Source organism: Streptosporangium brasiliense (assembly GCF_030811595.1).
Lineage (GTDB): Bacteria > Actinomycetota > Actinomycetes > Streptosporangiales > Streptosporangiaceae > Streptosporangium > Streptosporangium brasiliense.
The window spans coordinates 3,547,141-3,568,573 of record NZ_JAUSRB010000002.1 but is presented as its reverse complement, the minus strand read 5'-3'; the positions used below and the strand labels follow the sequence as shown (position 1 = coordinate 3,568,573).

Annotated in this window: 17 protein-coding genes and 1 pseudogene; 4 read left to right on the top strand and 14 right to left on the bottom strand. The window is 72.2% G+C overall.

Annotated features, from left to right (window positions below; translation table 11 throughout):
• Positions 1–185: 185 nt before the first annotated feature.
• Entirely contained in the window at positions 186–1,421 is a 1,236-nt protein-coding gene (locus tag J2S55_RS25090) for an IS110 family RNA-guided transposase (protein WP_306865585.1), read from the bottom strand.
• A gap of 628 nt (positions 1,422–2,049) precedes the next feature.
• On the opposite strand from J2S55_RS25090, the gene J2S55_RS25085 reads away from it, so the two are divergent.
• Positions 2,050–3,135: a glycine-rich domain-containing protein gene (locus J2S55_RS25085; RefSeq protein WP_306865583.1), complete on the top strand. Its 1,086-nt coding sequence runs from the start codon at positions 2,050–2,052 to the stop codon at positions 3,133–3,135.
• 55 nt (positions 3,136–3,190) lie between these two features.
• Here the strand turns inward: J2S55_RS25085 and J2S55_RS48345 are convergent.
• Positions 3,191–3,280: pseudogene (locus J2S55_RS48345) on the bottom strand (helix-turn-helix domain-containing protein); the annotation flags it as partial.
• Positions 3,281–3,576: 296 nt separating this feature from the next.
• On the opposite strand from J2S55_RS48345, the gene J2S55_RS25080 reads away from it, so the two are divergent.
• Together J2S55_RS25080 and J2S55_RS25075 are read left to right on the top strand one after the other, a co-directional pair.
• Entirely contained in the window at positions 3,577–4,581 is a 1,005-nt protein-coding gene (locus J2S55_RS25080) for a papain-like cysteine protease family protein (protein ID WP_306865581.1), read from the top strand.
• A gap of 12 nt (positions 4,582–4,593) precedes the next feature.
• Positions 4,594–5,196 (top strand): hypothetical protein, encoded by a 603-nt coding sequence (locus J2S55_RS25075; protein ID WP_306865579.1) that lies wholly within the window; start codon positions 4,594–4,596, stop codon positions 5,194–5,196.
• A gap of 236 nt (positions 5,197–5,432) precedes the next feature.
• Here J2S55_RS25075 and J2S55_RS25070 read toward each other — a convergent pair whose 3' ends face one another.
• The 10 genes from J2S55_RS25070 to J2S55_RS25025 form a co-directional block, all read right to left on the bottom strand.
• Positions 5,433–6,506, bottom strand: coding sequence for a DUF6183 family protein (locus J2S55_RS25070; RefSeq protein ID WP_306865576.1), 1,074 nt, complete (start codon positions 6,504–6,506; stop codon positions 5,433–5,435).
• Between the two features lie 170 nt (positions 6,507–6,676).
• On the bottom strand, positions 6,677–7,312 hold the full coding sequence (locus J2S55_RS25065) for a DUF4142 domain-containing protein (RefSeq protein WP_306865574.1): 636 nt from the start codon (positions 7,310–7,312) through the stop codon (positions 6,677–6,679).
• A 176-nt stretch (positions 7,313–7,488) separates the two neighbouring features.
• Positions 7,489–9,297 carry a glycoside hydrolase family 15 protein gene (locus J2S55_RS25060; RefSeq protein ID WP_306865572.1) on the bottom strand — a complete coding sequence of 603 codons (1,809 nt, stop codon included), beginning with the start codon at positions 9,295–9,297 and terminating at the stop codon, positions 7,489–7,491.
• Between the two features lie 199 nt (positions 9,298–9,496).
• Entirely contained in the window at positions 9,497–11,350 is a 1,854-nt protein-coding gene (locus tag J2S55_RS25055; RefSeq protein WP_306865570.1) for an ABC transporter ATP-binding protein, read from the bottom strand.
• A 2-nt stretch (positions 11,351–11,352) separates the two neighbouring features.
• Complete coding sequence (locus tag J2S55_RS25050; RefSeq protein ID WP_306865569.1) at positions 11,353–11,862, bottom strand: hypothetical protein; 510 nt, start codon at positions 11,860–11,862, stop codon at positions 11,353–11,355.
• A 42-nt stretch (positions 11,863–11,904) separates the two neighbouring features.
• On the bottom strand, positions 11,905–12,429 hold the full coding sequence (locus tag J2S55_RS25045) for a MauE/DoxX family redox-associated membrane protein (protein WP_306865567.1): 525 nt from the start codon (positions 12,427–12,429) through the stop codon (positions 11,905–11,907).
• A gap of 140 nt (positions 12,430–12,569) precedes the next feature.
• Positions 12,570–12,761, bottom strand: coding sequence for a hypothetical protein (locus J2S55_RS25040; protein WP_306865565.1), 192 nt, complete (start codon positions 12,759–12,761; stop codon positions 12,570–12,572).
• A 79-nt stretch (positions 12,762–12,840) separates the two neighbouring features.
• The gene (locus J2S55_RS25035) at positions 12,841–15,837 is read right to left on the bottom strand and encodes an AfsR/SARP family transcriptional regulator (RefSeq protein WP_306865562.1); all 2,997 of its coding nucleotides are present in this window, start codon (positions 15,835–15,837) and stop codon (positions 12,841–12,843) included.
• A 60-nt stretch (positions 15,838–15,897) separates the two neighbouring features.
• Complete coding sequence (locus J2S55_RS25030) at positions 15,898–16,353, bottom strand: S26 family signal peptidase (RefSeq protein ID WP_306865560.1); 456 nt, start codon at positions 16,351–16,353, stop codon at positions 15,898–15,900.
• A gap of 289 nt (positions 16,354–16,642) precedes the next feature.
• Complete coding sequence (locus tag J2S55_RS25025) at positions 16,643–17,599, bottom strand: GNAT family N-acetyltransferase (RefSeq protein ID WP_306865558.1); 957 nt, start codon at positions 17,597–17,599, stop codon at positions 16,643–16,645.
• Between the two features lie 52 nt (positions 17,600–17,651).
• Between J2S55_RS25025 and J2S55_RS25020 the strand changes: the two genes are divergently transcribed.
• Positions 17,652–18,260 carry a TetR/AcrR family transcriptional regulator gene (locus J2S55_RS25020; RefSeq protein ID WP_306865556.1) on the top strand — a complete coding sequence of 203 codons (609 nt, stop codon included), beginning with the start codon at positions 17,652–17,654 and terminating at the stop codon, positions 18,258–18,260.
• 71 nt (positions 18,261–18,331) lie between these two features.
• Here the strand turns inward: J2S55_RS25020 and J2S55_RS25015 are convergent, their stop codons facing one another.
• Positions 18,332–19,993: a protein kinase domain-containing protein gene (locus J2S55_RS25015; RefSeq protein ID WP_306865554.1), complete on the bottom strand. Its 1,662-nt coding sequence runs from the start codon at positions 19,991–19,993 to the stop codon at positions 18,332–18,334.
• A gap of 9 nt (positions 19,994–20,002) precedes the next feature.
• The gene (locus tag J2S55_RS25010; RefSeq protein ID WP_306865552.1) at positions 20,003–21,403 is read right to left on the bottom strand and encodes a DUF4407 domain-containing protein; all 1,401 of its coding nucleotides are present in this window, start codon (positions 21,401–21,403) and stop codon (positions 20,003–20,005) included.
• Positions 21,404–21,433: the final 30 nt, after the last annotated feature.

Genomic DNA, 21,433 nt, shown 5'->3' with positions numbered 1-21,433 from the left:
AGCGCCTTGCCGTACAGCTCGGGAAGGCGCTTGTGGAGTTGCACGCCATCACCCCGCCGGATGTGCTCGGCCCGCCTGACTGGACCGCCTTCTGCGCCGAGCGTGCCGCGGCCACGAGCGACGGGCGGCGCTACCCGGCCCTCCGCTTGCGAACGTGTCCTCAGACATCCGAGCATGTTGTGGTGTCAAGCGACGGCTGCTGGGTGAGGTGGAAACGCGATGGACCCGTCGTAGGTTCGGCGCTTTTGGAGGCAGTGATAGAGGCAGCCGATCAGTCGGTTGAACAGGTGCCGCGGAGCTGCGGTATGGGCGTCGTCGGCTGCTTTGCGGCGGTCGTAGTGCCCCCGCGCGCCTGGTGAGGGCCGTAGCGCGGCGAAGGCCCAGATGTAGCCGGCGGCGGCCAGGCGGTCGTTCTTCACCTTGCGGGTCATGATGTGCCGCGACTTGCCACTGGCTCGGGTGACCGGCGCCGAGCCGGCATAGGCCTTCAGGCCGCGAGCATCGGTGAAGCGGGTCCGGTCGTCGCCGATCTCAGCCAGGATGCGGGCGCCGACCAGTGAACCGACTCCCGGGAAGCTGGTGATGATCTCGGCGTCGGGGTGCTGGGCGAAGGATTCCTCGACGCGGGTGGCCAGGTTCTGCTCAGCCGTGCAGGCCGCTTCGAGCTGGCCGAGCAGGGCGGTGAGCTGGTGCCCCATGGCCTGCTCGATCAAGTCGGGCAACCGCATGTGTTCGGCGCGGAAGATCGCGTGAAGTCGTTCGACGTCTCGGTCGAGGTAGCGAGCCCGCCTGGCCCGTTTGAGCGCGGCCCGCAGCTGCCCGCGGGTGAGGACGGCGGCGCGGGCGGGAGTGGGCGCCGGCGCGAGGATGACCCGGGCCTCGGCCCTGGTGACGCCACCGTTACGCAGATGCGCAAACGCCTGCAAGGCGGCGGTGAAGTAGTCGTGCAGCAGCGACCGGATCCGCTGGCCGAGCTGGATGCGGTCCCAGACCGCGTCCTGCTGGGCGCGGGCCAGCACGGTGATCGCCCGGGCCAGGTCGGAGTCGGCGGGCAGCGGCCGGTGCGCGGCCATGTCGGTGCGCAAGATATTGGCCAGGATCAACGCGTCCTGCTCGTCGGACTTCTTGCGCGCGACCCCGTGCCGGTCTCGATAGCGCGAGACCGTGTAGGGGTTGATGGCGAACACCTGCCGTCCGGTCGCGCGCAGGCAGGCCACCAGTAGGCCGTGCGGCTTTTCGATCGCGACCGGGATCGGGTCGTCCGGGTGGTCGCCGGCGCCGGCCAGCAGCTCCAGCAGCGCGCGCAGGCCCGCGGCGTCGTTGCTGATGCGGGCCTTGGCGACTCGGACGCCGGTGTCGTCGACGATGGCGATGTCGTGGTGGTGTTCGGCCCAGTCGATCCCGCAAAACAGCTTCGCCAATGTTCCTCCAAGGACAGACAGCCGACCATCGGTGCAGCTCCAAACCGCAGCGGAGACGCGCGGCCCGCTAATCGAAGGACTCGCCGGTCCGACATCCGATCAGCCGTTCGCGACCCCAGCGATCCACGGGGCCTCCTTCTGCCGCAAGAGCTCACCGGCTCGGCCGCGTTGAGGAGGTCGATCCCGCAGACGGGCTCGAACCACGAACGCCACGCTCGTCGAAAAGCCGGGGTCGTGACGGGCGAATGCCGGGAGGGCCGGTCGGGAGGCAGATCTTGAGGGCCCTCCCGAAGTCAGGCTCATCAGCCCGGCATCCATCGACCACGACGGCGGCGGATCGGTCGGTGAGCAGACACCAGTCCCGGCCGGTCTGAGGATAGGCATCCAGTGCCCTCGCCAAGTCAGGCTCTGAGGCTGGCGCCTGCTCACAACATGCGATTAGCCGCCAGGTAGTGGAGTGCCCCTTACTACCGGGACCCCACAAGTGGCGAAAGGTACAGAGATGCGGGCCAGTGGGGACGAAAGTGGTGTCCGGTGCGTGAGGGACAGTGCGGCGGGATGATCTTAGGCTTCGGGAGGGCGGACGCCTGCCCAGACGCTGCGAGATGGCTAAGAACGGGACGCCGCGATGAAGCTGCAGGATTTCACCACCCCGGGCACCTACACGGTCACTGCGCCGCCGGGGTCGAGTGTGCTCGTGGAGGCATGGGGCGGCGGTGGGGGCGGCGGCGGAGGCGGTGCCGGGAACGTCAGCAATTTCCCGGTGTCCTGGGGCGGCGCGGGCGGAGGCGGCGGTTCGGGCGGGTATGTGCGCGCCATCGTGACCACGTCGTCCGACGGCACCCTCACGGTCACCGTCGGGGCAGCCGGCACAGGTGGTGCCTCAGCTCCGCCCAACTTCGCGCGCGACACCCCCGGGCAGGCCGGGCAACCCGGTACCAACGGCGGGGACAGCACCGTCAGCACCGGCGGCGCGGTCGTGGTGGCCGCACGCGGCGGAGGCGGCGGGAAGGCCGGGGCCGGTGGAGGCACCGGCGGAGTAGCGGGCGCCCACGGCGCGGGTGGCGCCGGCGGCTCCGGCCTGTTCCCGGCCGACAGCGGGCTGCTCCGCAACGGTGGCACCGGAGCGAGCCCAACCGCCGACCCCGGCGGAGGTTTCAAGGGAGGAGCGGGGGCGAGCAGCTATGTCGCCAGCGGCCCGCTGCCGTCCACTCCCCCCACCGGCGGCTCCGGCGGCACTCCCGTCCAGGGCGGCGGCACCGTCGTGGCCAGCACAGGCGGCCGGCCCGGCTGTGTCGTGCTGACGGTGCTCGACAGCCCCGCTGCCGCCCCTGCCGGGGCTCCCTCCTACACCGGTCAGCAGCTCGTTCCCATAGCGGAGAACGGGTTCGGCCAGACCATCAACAGCCAGAACAGCTACGCCACCGCCGCCTGCGTCGGCGGCACCCTCACCCTCCAGGTCGTCCTCCGCCAGACCAACCAGCCCGGCAAAACCTTCCATCTGGTCTACAAGTTGGACGGCTCGGACTTTGTCTGGACCGGCGTGAACCTGACCACAGACACCAACGGCAGTGGCACCGCCGCCCTCACCGTCCCCGGCCTCACCCCCGGAACCCACCGCCTCGTCCTGTGGATCAACGACACCCCTCAACCCGGAAAGACCTACTACGTCAACTCCGGCTGGCAGGCCAACCCGATCACCTTCACCTGCTGACCACACCCGCTGCAGGTGGAACCCCCGGCCGGGCCGGGGGTTCAGCCATGCAAGATCAGCTTTCGAGACCGCTCAGGTCATCGCCCTCCAACGCCCGGTACAGCGTCGACCGGCCGACGCCGAGCTCGCGGGCGACCTGAGTGACCGGACTGGCCGCGCCCGCGCCGGGCCGGCGCCATGGCCAGCACGTCGCCGATCACCATGACCGGGCGCGGCCGACCCGGCCGGCGGCCGTCTCCCCGAAATGTCCTGATACGGACAGGTGTGGCTAGTGACTCGGCGGCCGGATCGGCGGATGTTAGGGAGGCCGCACCGGGAGGACGAGGGGGTCGCTGCGTCTGTGTTCCGGGGTCTCCAGCGTGCCCGGCTATCCCTCGCCGGAGGAGACCTGTTCCACCCACTCCAGCGGCCGCGTTCCCATCCATGCGCAGGAAGGTGATCATGGCGTTGAAAGCAGGCGACCTGGCGGCACTCGGCAACACCCCCATCACGATTCGGTCCGGGGCCTTCCACAACGTGCATCTCCGCTTGGACGGCCGGACGGTTACCTCCTTCACCAGCTCCGGCGGCGGAACGGTCAACTGCCAGTACGGACCCACGAGCTCGTCGGAGAGATTCCGGGTCCGCCCCCAGGTCGACGGTTCGATCGCGCTGGAATCGGTCGCCTTCCCGAACGTGTACCTGCGGATGGACGGCTCTGCCGTGACGGCGTACACCAGCTCCGGAGGCGGGACGGTCAACTGCCAGTACGGCGGCGCCGGACCGTATGAGAAGTTCCGCGTCGTCAACCGGGACTACGATCTGGTCTCGCTGCAATCGGTCGCCTTCCCGAACGTGTACCTGCGCATGGACGGCTATCTCGTGAACGTGTACTCAAGCGCAGGAAGCGGGACGGTCAACTGCCAATACACCGGTGACGGGCCGAACGAGATGTTCGTCCTCGACGCGGTGGACGAACAGCGGCTCGACTTCGCGATGCAGTACCAGGAGCAGACCTACTGGTGCTGGTCGGCCACCGCGGTCAGCGTCGCGGCCTTCTTCAACCCGGCCACCACGTGGACCCAGTGTTCCATGGTCAACGCCGAGTTCGGGCTCAACACCTGCTGCGGTCCGGCCGCATCCGACACCGGCAGCTGTAACAAGCCCTGGTACACGGACAAAGCGCTGAGCCGGGTCGGGCATTACCGCGACTGGCTGGCGGGCGCCCTGAGCCTGAACCAGATCCGCGTTGAACTGCAGGCCCCCAGCCCGATCGGGGTACGTGTCCAATGGCGCGGCGGCGGCGGACATGCCGTGGTCGTCCGCGGATGCTACAACTCCGGCGGGGTCGACTACGTCAGCGTGGCCGATCCTTGGTACGGCACCTCTGAGGTGCCCTATGACACCTTCCGCAACAACTACCAGGGCTCGGGACTCTGGGACGCCACCTACCGGACCAAGCGGTAAGGAGAACAGCGAATGCCCCTACACCTGCCCACCCCCCCGGCCAACGTCCCCGAGACCGTCCGAGCCAAGCTGCACGCCCTGGCCGACGACTCGCGCTTCTCCACCCCGGCCTTGCGCCTCGCCCAACGGGACCAGCTTGAGGTGTCCACGCCGCACCAGGTCTTCACGATCGGGCTCGACGACATCACCTCCGGCGCCGGTCTGGCCGCGGCCCAGCCGGTGGGCTGGCGCTACCTGGTCACAGCCGGCGGGGAGGTGCTCGCCAGCGCCGAGACCGCCCAGGCCCCGGACGGCACCCCGCAGCCGCCGCAGTTCAATGAGGGACGGTTCGCGGCCGCCACCGCCACCGCCGTCCACGCCGCCCGGGCGCTGCCGATTCTGGAGAAGGCCGCCTTCGAGCTACGGCTGCTCCGGATCCCCGGGCTGTACCTGATGGCGCTGTGGCTGCACTCGCCGGCCACCGATCTGCTGGTGCCGCTGGCACCCTCACCGATCGGCAAGGAGGGCCAGATCGTGCCACCGGCGCAACTGTTCGGCGACCTCGCCCGGCAGGCCCGCGCCCGCTCGACGGCTGCGCCCGAACGGCCCGGGGACGGCGGGCCGCCCGTTCCCTGATCGATCGAAGCGGGATTCGGGGTCCCGAGCAACCATGAACAGCTGGTGACGATAGCGGGCGAAGCGCGGATGAAGATCAACTTCTGCACCGAGCTGCGCTTGAGCAGCCCAGAAGCGGTCGGGGTGGCCTGACGCTCCACCGGGTCCTCAAGGAGCTCCAAGCCCTGCTGGCGGCCTGGACAGGCCGATACCCCACCTGCCACCAACGGCCACCCTGAAAACCTAACAAAGCACTACTAGTCGGTGTCGTGGGAGACCAGCAGGCTCAGCACGTCTCCGCGCGGGCTGAGCGCGCCGATCGCGAGCTCCTGGTACACCCAGTACGGCTGCCGCCTGGTGGTCCTGAACGCCATCCATCGCCACCGGGCGGCGAGCTCGTTGACCCGGTGGACGGACGCCTCGGCCGGGGCGCGCACGAACCCGGCGACCGACTGCCACGCCTTCAGCCTGCCGTACCCGCCGCGGAGCCCTCGGGAGTAGGTGGCGTCGCAGTAGGCCATGGTGAACAGCTCGCCCACCACCGCGCTCAGCCCGGCCCGCTCGCCGTTCAGCGCGATCCGGGCGCCGAAGGCATCCGGCAGGAACGTGTTCACTCCCAGGGGCACCAGCCCCCGGGGGTCGAGACACCGGGGGAGCTCGATGATCATCGCCTCCCCCGGCGAGCTCCAGTGCTCCACCGCGGCGGTGATCAGCCGCCCGTCCTCCCGGGTGCTCACGATCTCGGCTCCGCGACCCGGAGCCCCTCCACGCGCGAGCCAGGCGTCCCACCGCGGGGTGGGGCGCTCCCCTCCTCCCCCGGCCACCGGACCCTCCGGTCCGGCCGGGTCCTGGAGGAGCCGCGTGATCTCCGGGTGCTCCGGGACGGGGAGCCGGCGGTAGGGCGTCCAGCCGGGGCCGGAGCAGGCCGCGTCCGCCTGGCGCTCCGCCCGGGTGCGCTTCAGGGGCAGCCCGGCCAGGGGGTGGCCCAGCTCCCGCAGGGCGGCCGCGCACCGCACCGCCGCGGGCACCCGGGCCAGGTTGACGCGGCGCACCACCAGCTCCTGCGCCAGGCAGGCGACCAGCTCCGCCCACGCGTCCGGCTCGGCGGGCACGCGCTCCAGCAGGGGCAGCAGGTGGTGGAGCGGCCGCTGCTCGGCCAGCAGCGCGGCCAGGTCTCGGATCCGGCCGTCCTGCCGGCCGCCACCGTGCCGGCCGCCGTACTGGTCATCGCCGTACTGGCCGCGCACCAGCTCGGCCAGCGCCCCGGCGTCGCCCGGGACGCGCGACAGGGCCGGCCCGTGCGGCCCGCTCATGATCTCGTGCGAGATCATGCCGATCCCCGTGGTGATCCCGCCGTCACGACCGTTCCTCTCGTCCCCGCATGGAATGGGCTCTCACCCCATGAATAGACCGACGGTCCTGCGCACCGGTTGCGGATGACTGGACGGATCTCGCCCGCCCTCGCCGCGGACCACCTCGGGGCCCGTCCCGAACCGGACGGTCAACCGGTGGCCGCCTGCGGCGCGGCCGCCACCTGGACCGTCCGCGGCGGGACCGCCCCCAGGGCGCCGAGGGACTTCTGGGCGGCGAGCAACTTGTCGAGGTGGTCCTGGATGACCGGCTGGCTGGCCTTGGCGAGCGCCTCGACCTGGGGCAGCGACCCGCTGTCGGCCTCCTTCCTGGCGGCGGCCAGGGCCGCGCGGTGGCCGTAGATCATCGCTTTGGTCCAGGCCTTGTCGAACTCCGCGCCGGACAGGGCGCCCAGCTCCTTGGCCTTGGTCTGCTGGCGCGCCGTCGCCTCGTGGGGCAGGGACACCCTGAGACGCCGCGCGACGTCCCTGAGCTTGCGGTCGAGCTTGGCGTGGTCGGCGACGAGCAGGGCCCCGATCGCGCGGACGTCCTTGGACGTCCCCTTGCGCTGGGCGAGCTTGCCGGCGGCGATCTCGGCGAGGTTGCCCTGGTGCGCCTGGACCATGAACTGCCTGTCCTGTGCGGACGGCTGATCCTTACCCGATGACATCGACGTCGGCGTGGGTGTGGGTGTCGGTGCCAGGGCCGAGGCCGGCGTGCCACCCAGCAACGCCAGCACGGCAGCGGAGGTCGCCGCGATCGCCGTGAGCGGGGTCCGTAGTGCCATGACTACCTCCGGGAATGTGGTCTGACGGATTTTCCGTCACCACATACGCCCTTCCCGCCCCAGAACCTTCCATGTGGACAAATACCCACAGGAGTATCAAATATCCCCATTTAATTACATTAAGGATTAAACCCGGCACTCCGCTGTCACCGGCGGGGCCGGTGCGGGCACGGCCCTCACCCGCCGGTGTCGCGGATGGCGCGGGCGGCGTTGATCAGACCGATGTGGCTGAACGCCTGCGGGAAGTTCCCGATGGGCTCGCCGGTGACCGAGTCGACCTCCTCGGCCAGGAGACCGACGTCGTTGGCGTATGACGCGGCGGTCTCGAACGCCTTCCTGGCGGGCCCGCCCCGGCCGGCGAGGGCCAGGGCGTGGGCGAGCCAGAAGGTGCACAGCAGGAACGTGCCCTCCCCGCCCGGCAGGCCGTCGGCGCTGTGATAGCGGTGGACCAGGCCACGCGCGTCGGTCAGGTGCGCGGCGACGGCCTCCACCGTGGCCCGGACGCGGGGGTCGTCGCCGGGCAGGAAGCCGACCAGGGGCATCATCAGCACCGACGCGTCCAGGTCGTCGGTCTCGAAGGTCTGGGTGAAGGCGCCCACCCGCTCGCTCCACCCCCGGGCCAGGATCTCGGCGCGGATCCGCTCCCTGGTCCGCTCCCACTCGGCGACGCGGCCGGTCGCCCCCAGGGTGGGGGCCAGGGCGACGGCCCGGTCCAGGGCGACCCAGCACATCAGCTTCGAATGCACGTAGTGGCGGCTGGGCCCGCGCACCTCCCAGAGGCTCTGGTCCGGCTCCTGCCAGCGGCGGGCGGCGGTCTCGGCGACGCCGACCAGGAAGGAGCGGGTGAGCCGATCGAGCCGGCCCGCGTCGCCGTAGAGCTGCCAGGCCGCGTCGAGCAGCTCTCCGTACACGTCGATCTGGCGCTGGCGCCACGCGTCGTTGCCGACCCGGACCGGGGCGCTGCCCCGCCAGCCGTCCAGATGGGGCAGCAGCCGCTCGCTCAGGTCACGCTCGCCGCCGACGCCGTACATGATCTGCAGGTCCACGCCGCGGTCGAGCTCGGTGGCCGCGGCGCGGGCCAGGAAGGAGAAGAACGACGCCTCCTCCAACTCGCACGTGGCCGTGGCGAGCGCCTGCAGGGTGAAGCTGGTGTCCCGGATCCACGTGTAGCGGTAGTCCCAGTTCCGCTCCCCGCCGACGCTCTCGGGCAGGGAGGTGGTGGCCGCCGCGACGATGGCGCCGGTGGGAGAGAAGGTCAGCGCCCGCAGCACCCGGCCGCTCTGGCCGACCTGCTCCTGCCAGGGCCCCCGGTAGCCGGTGTGCAGCCGGGACCAGGAGCGCCAGCCCGCGACGGTGTCCTTGAGGCGGCGGTGGACGCGCCAGGGGTGCCGGCGCGGCGGCTCGGGCGCCCAGCCCCAGCTCGCCTGGAGCGCCAGGCAGAGGCGCTGCCCGGCCCGCAGTGTGACCGCGGCGCGCGCGGTGGAGTCGCTCACCGTCAGGTCGACCGGGGCTGACAGAGTGAGGACGTGGGCGCCGCCGCGCGCGACCAGGCCGCCGCGGACCGGCTCCATCAGCGGGTGGACCAGCCCGAACTCGGGTCGCGGCGCGTACGTCATCTCCAGCGGCACGCTCCCCTCGACGCAGGTCACCTCCCGCAGGAGCACTCCCGGCGAGGAGGCGCCCAGCGAGTGCCCGCGCTCCCGGCCACCCAGGGCGAGCGCGTCGAGGAGCACCACGGTCCCGTCCTGGTTGCGGAAGGTGGTCTCCAGCACCAGCGAGTCCTCCAGATACCTGCGGGTGGCCTCGGCGGGGCCGGCGGGGCGGATGGACCAGTGTCCGGCGTCCTCGTCGAGCAGCCGGGCGAAGACCGCCGGGCTGTCGAAGCGGGGGAAGCACAGCCAGTCCACCGAACCGTCGGAGGTGACCAGCGCGGCGGAGCGGCAGTCCGACAGCAGGGCGTGATCGCCGATCGGTCGCGTGCTCAAGGGCGCCTCCGATCCGGGGCGGTCACCGGCCGGTGGGGCGCCGTGGGCTCCGCCGGCCGTGGACCCACCGCGCGGCACCCTCGGCGTGACCCGCCGGCCAGGGGCGCTTATCGGAAATATCCTCCTTTAAGGAGTGTAACTCACCGCTGTCGACCATGTTCAGGGTGTCAGCGCCGCCGCCGGAGGACGGCCCGCGCGGTCACTGGACGCCGGCGTCCTCGCGGTAGCCGCTCGCCTGCATCTCGAACAGCCGGGCGTACTCCCCGCCCGCCGCCGTGAGGTCGGCGTGCGTCCCCCGCTCGGTGATCCGGCCGCCGTCGAGCACGACGATCAGGTCCGCGTCGCGGACCGCGCCGAGCCGGTGCGACACGAGCAGACTAGTACGGCCGGCGCGGTGCCCGCGCAGCCGCCGGTGCATCTCGTGCTCGGCCCGGGCGTCCAGGCCCGAGCTGGGCTCGTCGAGAATGAGCAGGTCACGCCCCTCGCGCAGCAGCGCGCGGGCCAGGGCCACCCGCTGCCACTGGCCTCCCGACAGCACCACCCCGGCCTGCGGGTCGTCCTCGTCCCCGTCGCCGAAGAAGATCCGGCTCAGCAGGGTGTCGTAGCCGCGGGGCAGTGCCTGGAGGGTCTCGTGGACGCCGGCCATCCTGGCCGCGGCCTGGACGCGGGCGCGGTCCGGCAGCGCGGCGATCTCGCCCACCCCGATGTTCTCCGCCGCCGTCAGGTCGTAGCTCATGTAGTCCTGGAAGAGCACACCCATCCTGGCGCGCAGCTCGGCCGGTGGGACCTCCCGGATGTCCGTCCCGTCCCAGAGGATCGTCCCCCGGGACGGGTCGTAGAACCGGCACAGCAGCTTGATCAGGGTGCTCTTGCCGGCTCCGTTGAGCCCCACCAGCGCGACCGACGCGCCGTGGGGGATCGTCAGGTCGACCCCCCTCAGCACCCACGGATGGCTGTCGTCGTAGCGGAACCACACGTCGCGCAGCTCGATGCCCCGCCGTAGCGCGGGCAGCGCGGCGGCCGACCGCGGCGGCGGCAGGTCGTCGGGGAGCGACGTCACCTGCTCGTGGTAGCCGAACAGGGACAGCGCCTGGCGGACATGGGCGGCGTTCTCCACCGTCGCGATCAGCGCGGCCTGCGTCCCGGCCACGGCCGCGGCGAACGCGGTCACGTCGCCGAGGGTCAGCCGGCCGGCCACGGCGGCCTGCACCGCCCAGATCAGTCCCGCGCCGCTGACCGCGGCCGACAGCACCGCCAGCACCGACTGGGTGAGCGCCTCCCGCCGGTCCAGCCGCCGCTCACCGGCCTGAATGGTGGCCAGCTCCCCGAACATCCGGCCCTTGAGGAAGCCGCCCAGCCCGAAGAGCCGGACCTCCTTGGCGGCCTGCACGTCGGTGATGAGGGAGGAGTAGAGGATCTGCCGCCGGATCCCCGCGGACTGCCCGGCGATCATCTTCGTCCGCCGCTTCTCCAGCGACATCCGGGCGGCCAGGGCGGGGACCGCAGCCAGCGCCACCAGCCCCGCCATGAGCGGGCTCAGCACGGCCAGGGCGGCGAGAAGGCTGACCAGCGTGATGATGTTGCGTCCGATGTCGAACAGGCCGGAGGTGATCGGCCGCAGCGCGCCGCCCGTCGCCTGCGCGGCCATCCGCAGCCTGTCCAGGAAATCGGGGTTCTCGAACCGCGACAGGCCCTGGAAGCCGCTCACCGCGGTGTACAGGCGGTCCTGCATCAGGCGGTCCAGCCTGCGCTCCATCTCGGCCTGCAGATAGGCGGTGAGATGCGGCAGCGCCCCGGCGGCCAGTCCCAGGACGATGAGACCGCAGACGGGCAGCAGCACACGGTCGGTACGGCCGGCCGACAGTCCGTCGACGAGAAGCTTCGTCGCCCACACGGTCCCCATGGGCAGCAGGCCGCCGACGACGGTCGCCGCCAGCTGGGACAGGGCCGGCCCGGGACCGACCCGCCAGCACAGCGGTGCCACCGTCGCGACGTGGCGCGACAGGCGGCGGAGCCGGCCCCCGTCCGGCTCCGTGTCCGAGACCGGAGACATCGTCACCTCACGCGGGCCGTTCCGACGAGAGCGTCCAGCTCCGTGTCCGCTCCCACGATCGTGCCGTCCGGGTCGACCCGGAGGAACGTCGGGAAAGCCTCGATGCCGACCGCCTTCACCAGGCTGTCGGCCTGTTCCGCCGTGACGACGCTCGCCGCGCCACCGATCATCTCGATGAGGTCGCCGGCCTTCTCACCGTCACCGGAGATGACCGCCATGGCGGTGTCGGCGCGGGCCGCGTCGGCGAAGCGCGGTGCGTGCTCATGGCACGCGTCACAGCTGACGTCGAAGAACGCCACGAGCCGTGCCCGCTCGCCGCCGTCCGCCCCGACAGGGGGCAGCGTGCGGCCGACCAGCACTCCCGGGTCGTACCGACCGAACCGCGCCGGTCCGGCGAGACGTTCCAGCTCGGCGGTGTGCTCGCGCAGGCGGCGCAGTACCGCGAAGGTGAGCACCAGGTCGAAGATGCAGAGTATGCCGACCAGCACGACGGCGGCGATCAGAAAAGTCATCGGACAACCTCACTTAAGGACTTCAAGTCGTCACACCCCGCGTCATCGCGGTGAGACGGAGGTGGTGAACAGGCCCAGCAGGTCGTCGAGACGCACCACGGACAGGACGCCCACGGCGGCGGCGACCAGCGCGAGGACGATCCCTGCCGGGTGCGCCCCGGCGTCGCCGGCGACGGCCCCCGCCGTGAGCCCGGTGCCGCCGACCAGCAGCAGGACGAGATTGCGCACCACGTGCGCCCTGCCGAGCGGCGCGGCGGAGGCTCCGAAACAGCGGCACGGCGCGCGCCGCCCCCGGCGCACGGCGGCCAGGATGCCGGCGGTCAGAGCGGCGAGCAGCATCATCGCGGCCGCGAACCCCAGGAGCACGGTGGACGGCAGCGCGAGCGACAGGACCACCACGGCCTCCGCCCCCAGCACGGCGTACGCCGCCGGCACGGACCCGGCGCGCGGGAACATCCCCAGGGCCACGATCGAGGCCACGAACTCGTCGAACGCCGCTCGCCCGCGGACCTTGCCCGCCAGCGCGATCACGAAGACGCCGGCCAGCAACGCCCGGCATCCGATCATCAAATAGAGCATCTTCACCGTCTCACCGCTCGTTCCCCGCGACGGGGGTGTTCCGCGGATCCCCGCTACGGTGAGGATCCGCGGAACACCCCCGAAGTCCGGCGGCAGCTCCGGCCCCCGGACCTACGGGCGCTACCCGGTCAGCAGGTCCCGCGCTTCTCGCAGCCCGACACGCAGCCGGTCTGGCCGCCGACGATCCAGCAGAGCTTCTGGTACCTGGTCGTCCCGTAGCAGTAGCAGTGCATGTAGTAGTAGGTGTCAGCCTTGGCGGTCGCCTTCGGCACCAGCTTCTCGAGCAGCCGGTCGCCGAGCTTCCCCAGAGCAGCGTTCATCTGGATTCACCCCTTCATAAGCGTTTTGCGGACAGCCGAAACGCTATTTTGGGGAAATACAGCCGCCGATACAGCGCAGCTACAACCGGGCGGTGAGCAGCGTCTCCAACACCGGATCACGCCGTACGGCGGGCGAGGCGAAGAGCTCCTCGGCCCGGCGGGCGTACCGCTCGGCGGCGCCCGGGTCGCCCAGCGCGGTGTGCGCCCTGGCGAGCTGGCGGGTGGCGGCGGCCTGGCCGTAGGCGTCCCCCGCCCGGGCCACCAGCTCCAGGACCCGGGCCAGGTCGGCCGCCGCGGCGGCCGGATCGCCGTGCCGCAGCCAGACCTCGGACCGGGTGAGCAGCACCTCCCACTCGTCCTCCCGGTTACCGATCTCCCGGCAGTGGCGCACCGCGTCCGCGAGCGTGGCCAGGGCCTGCTCCCGGCGGTCGAGCAGGCAGTAGGCGCGGCCGAGCGCGGCCAGGGTGATGCTCTCCCCGAAGGAGTCGCCGTCCGACCTCCGGATCTCCAGGCACTGTTCGAGGCAGTCGGCCGCCTCGGCGGAACGGCCCAGCCGCAGCAGGACCTCGCCCAGGTTGTGCCTGACCATGCCGACCCGGTTGGACCCGTGCTCCTCCAGCAGCCGCAGGCCCGCGGTGATGTGGCCGAGGGCGTCGTCGAGGTCGTCGACGCGCATGCTCAGCCAGCCCAGGTTGTGCAGCGCCAGCCCCTCCGCCTCCCGATCACCCAGATCGCGCCAGAGCCCGAGCGCATGGCGCATGCACCCGCGAGCGGCGTCGATCCGGCCGATCCGCCACTCCACCACCCCCAGCGTCGCCAGCGTGGACGCCTCCCCGATCCGGTTGTCGTGCCGGCGCGCCACCTCGACGGCGAGCCGGACGACGGTCTCGAGCTCCTGCCAGTATCCGCACTTCGTCGCCAGAGACCTGACCAACGGCACCAGATCGGTGACGAAACGGGCCGTCTCCGGCTCTCCGGCCGCCTGGGTGGCGGCCGCGACCAGGCAGGGCAGCTCGGTCTCGAACCACCGCACCGCCTCGGCCGGGCTCCGAAGGGTCACCCCGGCGTCCCGTCCACCCGGCGGGCCTGTCATGGATCGCAGGTGCGGTTGCACCAGATCGTTCATCTGCCCGCACAGGTCGAGGTACCAGTCCAGGGCGTGCCGGACGGCCCGTGCCCGGTCGTCCGCCGGATCGTGAGCCACGGCCAGCTCGGCGGCGAACAGCCTCAGCAGGTCGTGCATGCGGAACCGCCCGTCGCCGACCGGCTCCAGCAGACGGGCCTCCGTCAGCTCGTCGAGCGTGGTCTCGGCCGCCTCCGGATCGACGTCGAGGAGCGCGGCGGCGAGCCCGACGCTGACCTCGGGCACGTCGAGCACACCGAACAGCCGGAAGGCGCGCGCCGCCGCGCCCCTGGCAGGGCCCGCGCCGCCGGCCAGCGTTCCGTAGCTGACCTCGAAACAGGAGCGGACGGCCAGGTCGGCGGCCTGCAGCTCGTCCAGCCGCCGCTGCTGGTTGCGCAGCCGCTCGCCGAACCGCGCGAGCGACCAGTCAGGGCGGGCGGCGAGGCGGGCGCCGGCGATGCGCAGCGCCAGCGGGTGATATCCGCATCGGCACGCGATGTCGGCCGCGGCCCCGCCCTCGGCGTCCACTCGCGACGGACCCGCCAGCAGCCCGAGCATCCGCACCGAGTCCGCCTCGTCGAGCACCCCGACAACGATCGGCACGGCGTCCATGGTGGTCAGCGCCGCCCTGCTGGTGACCAGCACCGCGCAGCCACCGCCCGCCGGCAGCAACGGCGCCACCTGGGCGGCGTCGACGGCGTTGTCGAGGACGACCAGGACTCGCCGGTCGGCCAGCAACGACTGGTAGTGGGCGGCCGCCTCCGCCGGAGCCGCGGGAACCTCGCCGTTGGGCACCCCCAGGGCCCGCAGGAAGCGGCCGAGCACCTCGGCGGGCTGCAACGGTGGCAGGCCCGGGCTCGACCCCTGCAGATCGACGTAGAGCTGGCCGTCGACGTAGCGGCCGGCCACGGCGTACGCCGCCCGCAGCGCCAGTGTCGACTTGCCGACGCCGCCGGGGCCGTGCAGCGCCAGCACCGGCGGCGGCGCGCCCGGCTCCGGGTCCGCGCACAGCGCGGTGAGCATCCGGGCGAGCTCGGCCGACCGGCCCACGAACAGCGCCGGCTCCCGCGGCAGCTGGCGCGGGAGCGGATGCCCGTTCCCGGCCTGCCCGTTCTCCGGCCACCCGGTCACGGAGCCGTCCCCGGCCGGCGGCGCGGCGGGGGAGACGGTGACAGGCGCGGCGGGAGGGACGGTGGGGGTCATCAGGTCCGCGTCCCGGCGCAGCACCGCCTGGTGCAGGCGGCGCAGCTCAGGTCCGGGGTCGAGCCCGAGCTCGTCGGCCAGGGTCCGGCGGGCCATCGCGAACACGTCCAGCGCGCCGACGACGTCACCGCACCGGTACAGGGCCACCATCAGCTGGCCGTACAGCCGCTCCCGCAGGGGGTGCTGCCCGATCAGCTCGCGCAGGCGCTCGGCCGCCGCCATGGGGCTGCCGATCGCGAGCTGGATCTCCGTGTACTCCTCCGTCGCGCTCAGATACTGGTCGGTGAGCCGGGCGACCACCTCGCGCAGGGTCGGGCCCAGCGGCGCGTCCTCGGCCGCCCTGCCCCGCCACAGGGCGAGCGCCCGGGTGTAGGCGTTCTGAGCCGCCACGAGATCCCGCCGGGCCAGCGCCTGGCGGCCGTGCGCGGCGAGCACCTCGAACTGGAAGAGGTCGAACTCGGCCGGCGCGACCCGGAGCAGGTAACCGGCGTCCGAGGTGACCAGCCGCTCGACGGCCGGGTCGGCGGAGGGGGGCAGCAGCCTGCGCAGCTGCATGAGGTAGGTGCGCAGGTTCGCCACCGCCGAGCGCGGCGGCTCGTCCCACACCTCGGCCACCAACGACCGGACCGGGACGACGTAGCCGGCGCGCGCGAGCAGCATGGCGAGGACCGTGCGCTGTTTCGGCGCCGTGATCCGTACGGGTGAGTCGCCGTCCTGGATCCGCACCGGGCCGAGGAGTTGAAACAACATAGTCCTGCCTTCCTCGACGGCCCCCGTGTCGACCGGCCCCGGCAGCCGCCACGACACCGGCTACAGGGCCGGCCCTCCCAGCCGGCGCAGCGCGACGCCGAGCAGCCGGTCAGCGGGGAAGAACCCCCGCTGCCGGGAGTCGATGCTGTCCGGGTTGTCGCCGAGGACCACCAACGTCCCGGAGGGCACGTGGGCCACGCCGTCACCGGCGGCGATCCCCTGGGGCACCGGGTCACCGGGCAGCGCGGCGATCCGTTTGATGTTCCAGCGCCGGCCGTCCGCCCCGGGCGGTCCGGGCGCGTATCCGCCGGCGGGATCGGAAGGGGGCTCCAGCACGACGACGTCGCCCTGCCCCACCTGGCCGATCCGTCGCCGCCGCACCAGGACGCGGTCGCCGTCGGTCAGCGTCGGAGCCATGCTCATCCCGTCGACGGTGACCACCACGTAGCGCCGGCGGGCCCACAGGACGCCCGCGGCCAGCGCGAGGGCACCGGCAACCAGTCCACGAACGATCAACGTCACCGCGTCCTTCCCCCGCCGGCCCGGGAAGGGCCGATCGCTCACGGGAAACGATCTCCACTGACGTGGTGTCTGTCAACAGGTCCGCCTCCACCGCCGTCTCCGCCCCGGAGCGAGCGCGGAAACGGCCGGGTGACGGCTCCGGCCTGCCGTGGACGGTCAGGCGGGCGTTACGGTGGGACACGAAGGCCTCCGTGTGTGGTGTGGAGCCTAGACACCTCCACCACATCGGAGGTCTTCGCTATTGATCAAGTCCTGCCGTCAACAACGTTCGTGGTCAATACAGCTAGCGGTCGTCGTCCCAGGAGAGGGCGGCCATCCGCCAGCCCTCCGGCGTGCGCAGGAAGTGGATGCTCTTCGTCCCCGTCCCGGTGAACGGCAGGCCGGCGTGAACGCCGCGCTTACGGTAGTGGCACAGCCGCTGCGCGACGTCGCCGAAGATCTCCGTGCGCTCCCAGGTCTCCTCCTCGGCGAACTCGGTGAGCTCGCCCGAGGTCAGCAGCTTCTGCCGCGGCTCGGCGAACGAGTCCAGACTGTAGACCTCCTGCTGCGGCCCGCCCCTGACGATGATCCCGTCCGGGACGAAGAGCCGGTGGATCGCGCCGACGTCCGGGCGGGCGCCGTCCGCGTTGGTGAACAGGCGGAAGAAGGCCGCCGTCAGCCCGTCGATCTCGGCCTTGTCGGCGGCGGCCCGCGCCCCGCGGGCGCGCCACTCGTCGGCGAGCACCGACCAGACCTCGATGTCGACGCGCCGGCCCTCGCCCGGGTGGACCTGCCGCAGCGTGCCGTCGTGGGTCATGCCCAGCCGCTTGGCGACGTTGACGCTGCGCACGTTGCCGGCGACGGTCCGCCACTCGACGCGCTGGATGCCGCGCTCCCCCACCGCCCAGTCGACGATCCGCCCGACGGCGCGGGTGATCAGCCCGTGCCCCTCCGCGCCGGGTTCGAGCCAGCAGCCCGCCTCGCAGACGCCCAGCGCGGTGTCGAACGACACGAACAGCACGCCGCCGACGAGTGTGCCCTCCAGCCAGATCCCCCAGATGCCGCCCGCGTCCTGTGCCCGCTTGTCGGCGTAGCGCCGCAGCACCGCACGGGCCTCGGCGAGATCGGTGGCGACGAACGTCGGCGACACCCACGGCGAGATGTGCTCACGCGCCCGGTCGAGATTGGCGAGGAACTCCTCGGCCAGCCACGGCTCAAGCGGCCGCAGTTCCGCGCGGGCGGTGAGGGGGATAGCGAACATCGGACCTCCGGCCAAGTTCGTAACAAACGTTCGGTATGTAGACTAGTGGGCCATGACTCCCGCGCGCACCGACCATGAGGCCCGCCGCCACGACGTCTCCGAGGCGGTCTGGCGGGTCCTCGCCGAGCACGGGTTCGCCGGCCTCACCCTGCGCGCGGTCGCGGCGGCCATGGGGGCGTCCACCGGGCTCGTCACGCACTACTTCGCCGGCAAGCACGAGCTGATCGCCCACGCCCTCGACATCCTGGAGACACGCACGCGGCAGCGCCCGCGCCTGAAGGCGCCCGCGAGCGGGCTGCCCGCGCTACGCGCCCACCTGCTCAACATCCTCCCGCTGACATCGGAGGGTGTGGCGATGAACCGGATCTGGGTCGGCTCCTGGGACGTGGCGCTCTCCGACCCCGCGCTCTTCGCCGCGCAGGCCACCCGGTACGACCGCATCCGCGCGGTGCTGTGCACCGCGATCGAGGACGCGCGGCGTCTGGGCGAGCTGCCCGTCGAGGCCGACGCGCAGCGGCTGGCGGCGACCGCGCTGTCCTTCACGCACGGCCTGGTGGTGCAGGCGCTCTTCGCCCCGGACAGCTTCCCCCCGGAGCACCAGATCGAGCTCGTCGACGACTTCCTCGCCACCCTCGCCGCCGGCGCCGGCCGGCCCGCCTGACCGCCGGGCGCTGATCGCACGGCGTGCGGGCGTGACGGTGTCGGCGCCGCGGGACCGCGGCGCCGACACCGTCACGCTCCGCCGGTCAGGCGGGCGATCTCGTCGCGTACGGCGCGGCCGAGCCCGTCGAGGAGCCGGTCGGCACGGCCGTCCGAGGTCGCGGACAGCAGTTCCGCGACGACGGCGGGCGGCACGTATCCGAGCACCCGGCAGGCGCGCCGCACCGTCATCGCCTCCACCAGGCGGACCGCGGCGGGGACGATGCCGAGCGCGCCGAGGACAGCGGCCGTGACACGGTCATCCGTGTGCGCCAGGATGCTCGCGCTCCGGCTGAGGGGCATCGCGCCCACCAGCCTGGCCGCCCGATGCGGGGTCATGTGGTCGATCATCCGCGCGGCTCGCGGCAGCGGCAGCAGCGCCAGCACCTCGGCGGCCGGGCCCGGCGCCTCCGCCGCGCCGTCCAGGAGCCGCCCGGCGGCCTTCGGCTCCATCGAGCCGAGCAGGGCGGCGGCCTCCTGGCGGGACCGGTCGAGCAGCGGGCTTGCGCCGTCGCGGCCCTTCTTCGTCCGGACCGGATCCCGAACCGGATCCCGAACCGGATCCCTGACCGGATCCCTGACCGGATCCCGGACCGGATCCCTGACCGGATCCCTGACCGGATCCCGGACCGGATCCCGGACCGGATCCCTGACCGGATCCCGGACCGGATCCCGGACCGGATCCCTGACCGGATCCCGGACCGGATCCCGGACCGGATCCCTGACCGGATCCCTGACCGGATCCCTGACCGGCTCTCGGACCGGATCCCGGACCAGCCTTGAGCCGTGGGCGCCGTGACCGCGCCGCGACTCCCGGTCCGTTCCCGGGCCGGTGCGCCGCTCCGGCTTCTCCCGTTCACGGGGCCGCGTCGCCGGGCCCGCGAGGATCGTGTCCAGCCGCCGCCCCAGCTCGGCCGCCCCCATCCGCCGGGCGGGGTCGGTGACGAGCAGGCCGGCGATCGCGTCGGCGAGCGGACCCGGTCGCCGGAAGCGCGGAGGACGCCCGGCGGTGACCGCCCGCGCCGTTTCGATCAGGCCGGCACGGAGGAACGGCGAGTAGCCCTCCAGCGCGCAGAACAACGTCACTCCCAGCGACCACAGGTCCGACGCCGGCCCCACCGCGTGCCCGTCGATCCGTTCGGGCGCCATGAAATCGACGGTTCCGAGCAGCATGTTGGTCGAAGTGAGGCCGCCCTCCCCGGAGATCCGCGCGATCCCGAAATCGACCAGGAAGACCCGGTCACCGGGATCGACGACGATGTTGGCCGGTTTGACGTCCCGGTGCAGCACCTGCGCGTCGTGCACGGCGGCCAGGCCGGCCAGCACCTCGCGTCCGACCCGGGCGATCTCCCGCTCGGACAGCCCCTGCCGCCGGGCGAGGGCCTGCTGCTCGATCCGGCGGTCCAGCGGCGTGCCCTCGATGTACGCCATGACGATCCACGGCGATCCGTCGTCCATGAAGGCGTCGTAGATGTCGACGACCGCCGGATGCCGGATCCGCGCGGCGGCACGCGCTTCGCGCAGCGCCCTCTCCCGCCGTACGGCCGTGTCCTCGCCGTACGGCGCCAGCAGGATCTCCTTGAGCGCGACGGATCGCCGCAGCGTCCGGTCCCAGGCGAGCCACACCGTGCCCATGCCGCCCCTGCCGAGCCGGGACCTCAGCTCGTACCGGCCTCGGACGATCCGTGCCGTCATCCGGTGGCCTCAGTCCTCGTCGGGGAGCAGCTCGATCCCACCCGAGCGCTCCGCACCCGGCCCCGGCCTCCGCAGGACACGGGTGTCCGGCATGCCGCGCAGGACCTGGTCCTCCAGGGGCCCGTACTCGTAACCGGAGTCGGCCGGCTCGACCTGGGTGTCGTTCGGTCCCCGGGGAGGCCCCGTCTCCTGTCCGAAGGCGGTGCCGGGCCGTCGCGGCGCGTCCTCCCGGGGCGACCAGATGCGCCAGACGCTGTCCGACCCGCCGGGCTCCGCCGGCCGGGACCGGGCCCCGGCGCGGATGCCGAACTTCTCGCGCATGCCGTCCAGCTCCTGGCGCTCGGCGAGCGCGAGCGCCTTCTCGTAGATGCCGGGCCGCTGCATGAGCTTCACCGCGACCGGCAGGCACTCGATGAGCAGGAACAGCGCGAACAGCAGCAGCCGGGCCATGCTGAGGGTGAGGTCCTTGCCGGTCAGCTCATTGAGCGCCCGGAGCCGGGTGAGCAGCCCGTCGGTGGCCAGGTTGTCCTCGTCGAAGGTCCGCTGGATCCCGGCCTGCTGCTCGACCGCGGCGTCGAGCTGGCGCTGGACCTGGGGCAGAGCCTTCTCGGCGGCGGCGAGCCGTGTTTTCTTGGCCTGTTCCCCGGTCGCGTTCAGCTCCCGCTTGCGGTCCTCTATCTGCCGGGTGAGCAGCTCGACGCGCCCCTTGTCCTTTTCGTACGCGCGCCGACTCTCCTGAGCGAGTGGACCATTGCCCTTTTTAACGCAGTTTGGGCCACCATAGAGCTGACACTGCCACTCTTTGTAGTGTTTGTCCGCTTGTTTCTGCTCCTCGGCGCGCTGGGCGGACAACGCCTTTATCTTCGAGTCCCGTTCCATGTCAAGGGGGACGTCGCCGCCGGAGGAAATCACCTGCCGCAGCTCGGCCACCTCCTTGCGGAGCTGGTCGACGCCCTTCCCCACCGCGCCCTGCTCCTGCCGTACGGCGAAGGCGTCGCCGCGCCGCTGTTTCATCTCGGCGACCTGGGTGTCGATCTCGGCCTTGAAAACCTGCAGCACCAGAGGAGTGGAGATCACCAGGCCGAGCACGACGGCGACGAGGACGCGCGGCACCGCCAGCGCCCAGCGGTTCGGCGCGTCGGCCCTGATGGTGGAGACGAGCCACCGGTCAAGGCTGAGGATCGCCAGGCCCCACAGCAGAGCGGTGGCGACGGCGAGGACGATGTTGACGCCGAGCGTGCTGTTGAGGGCGAACGTCATGGAGACGAAGGCGAGGACGCTCGTGGTGAGGACGGCGCCCCCGATGCCCTCGAATTTGCCGCGTTCGGTCGGGCACGTCCGGAGAACCTCGGGCCGCGCTCCTGACAGCGTGACCAAAACCGTGGACAGCGCGCTCAGGAAACGTCTCATGCTCCTCCTCGGGAAGGGAGTCTCACCGCG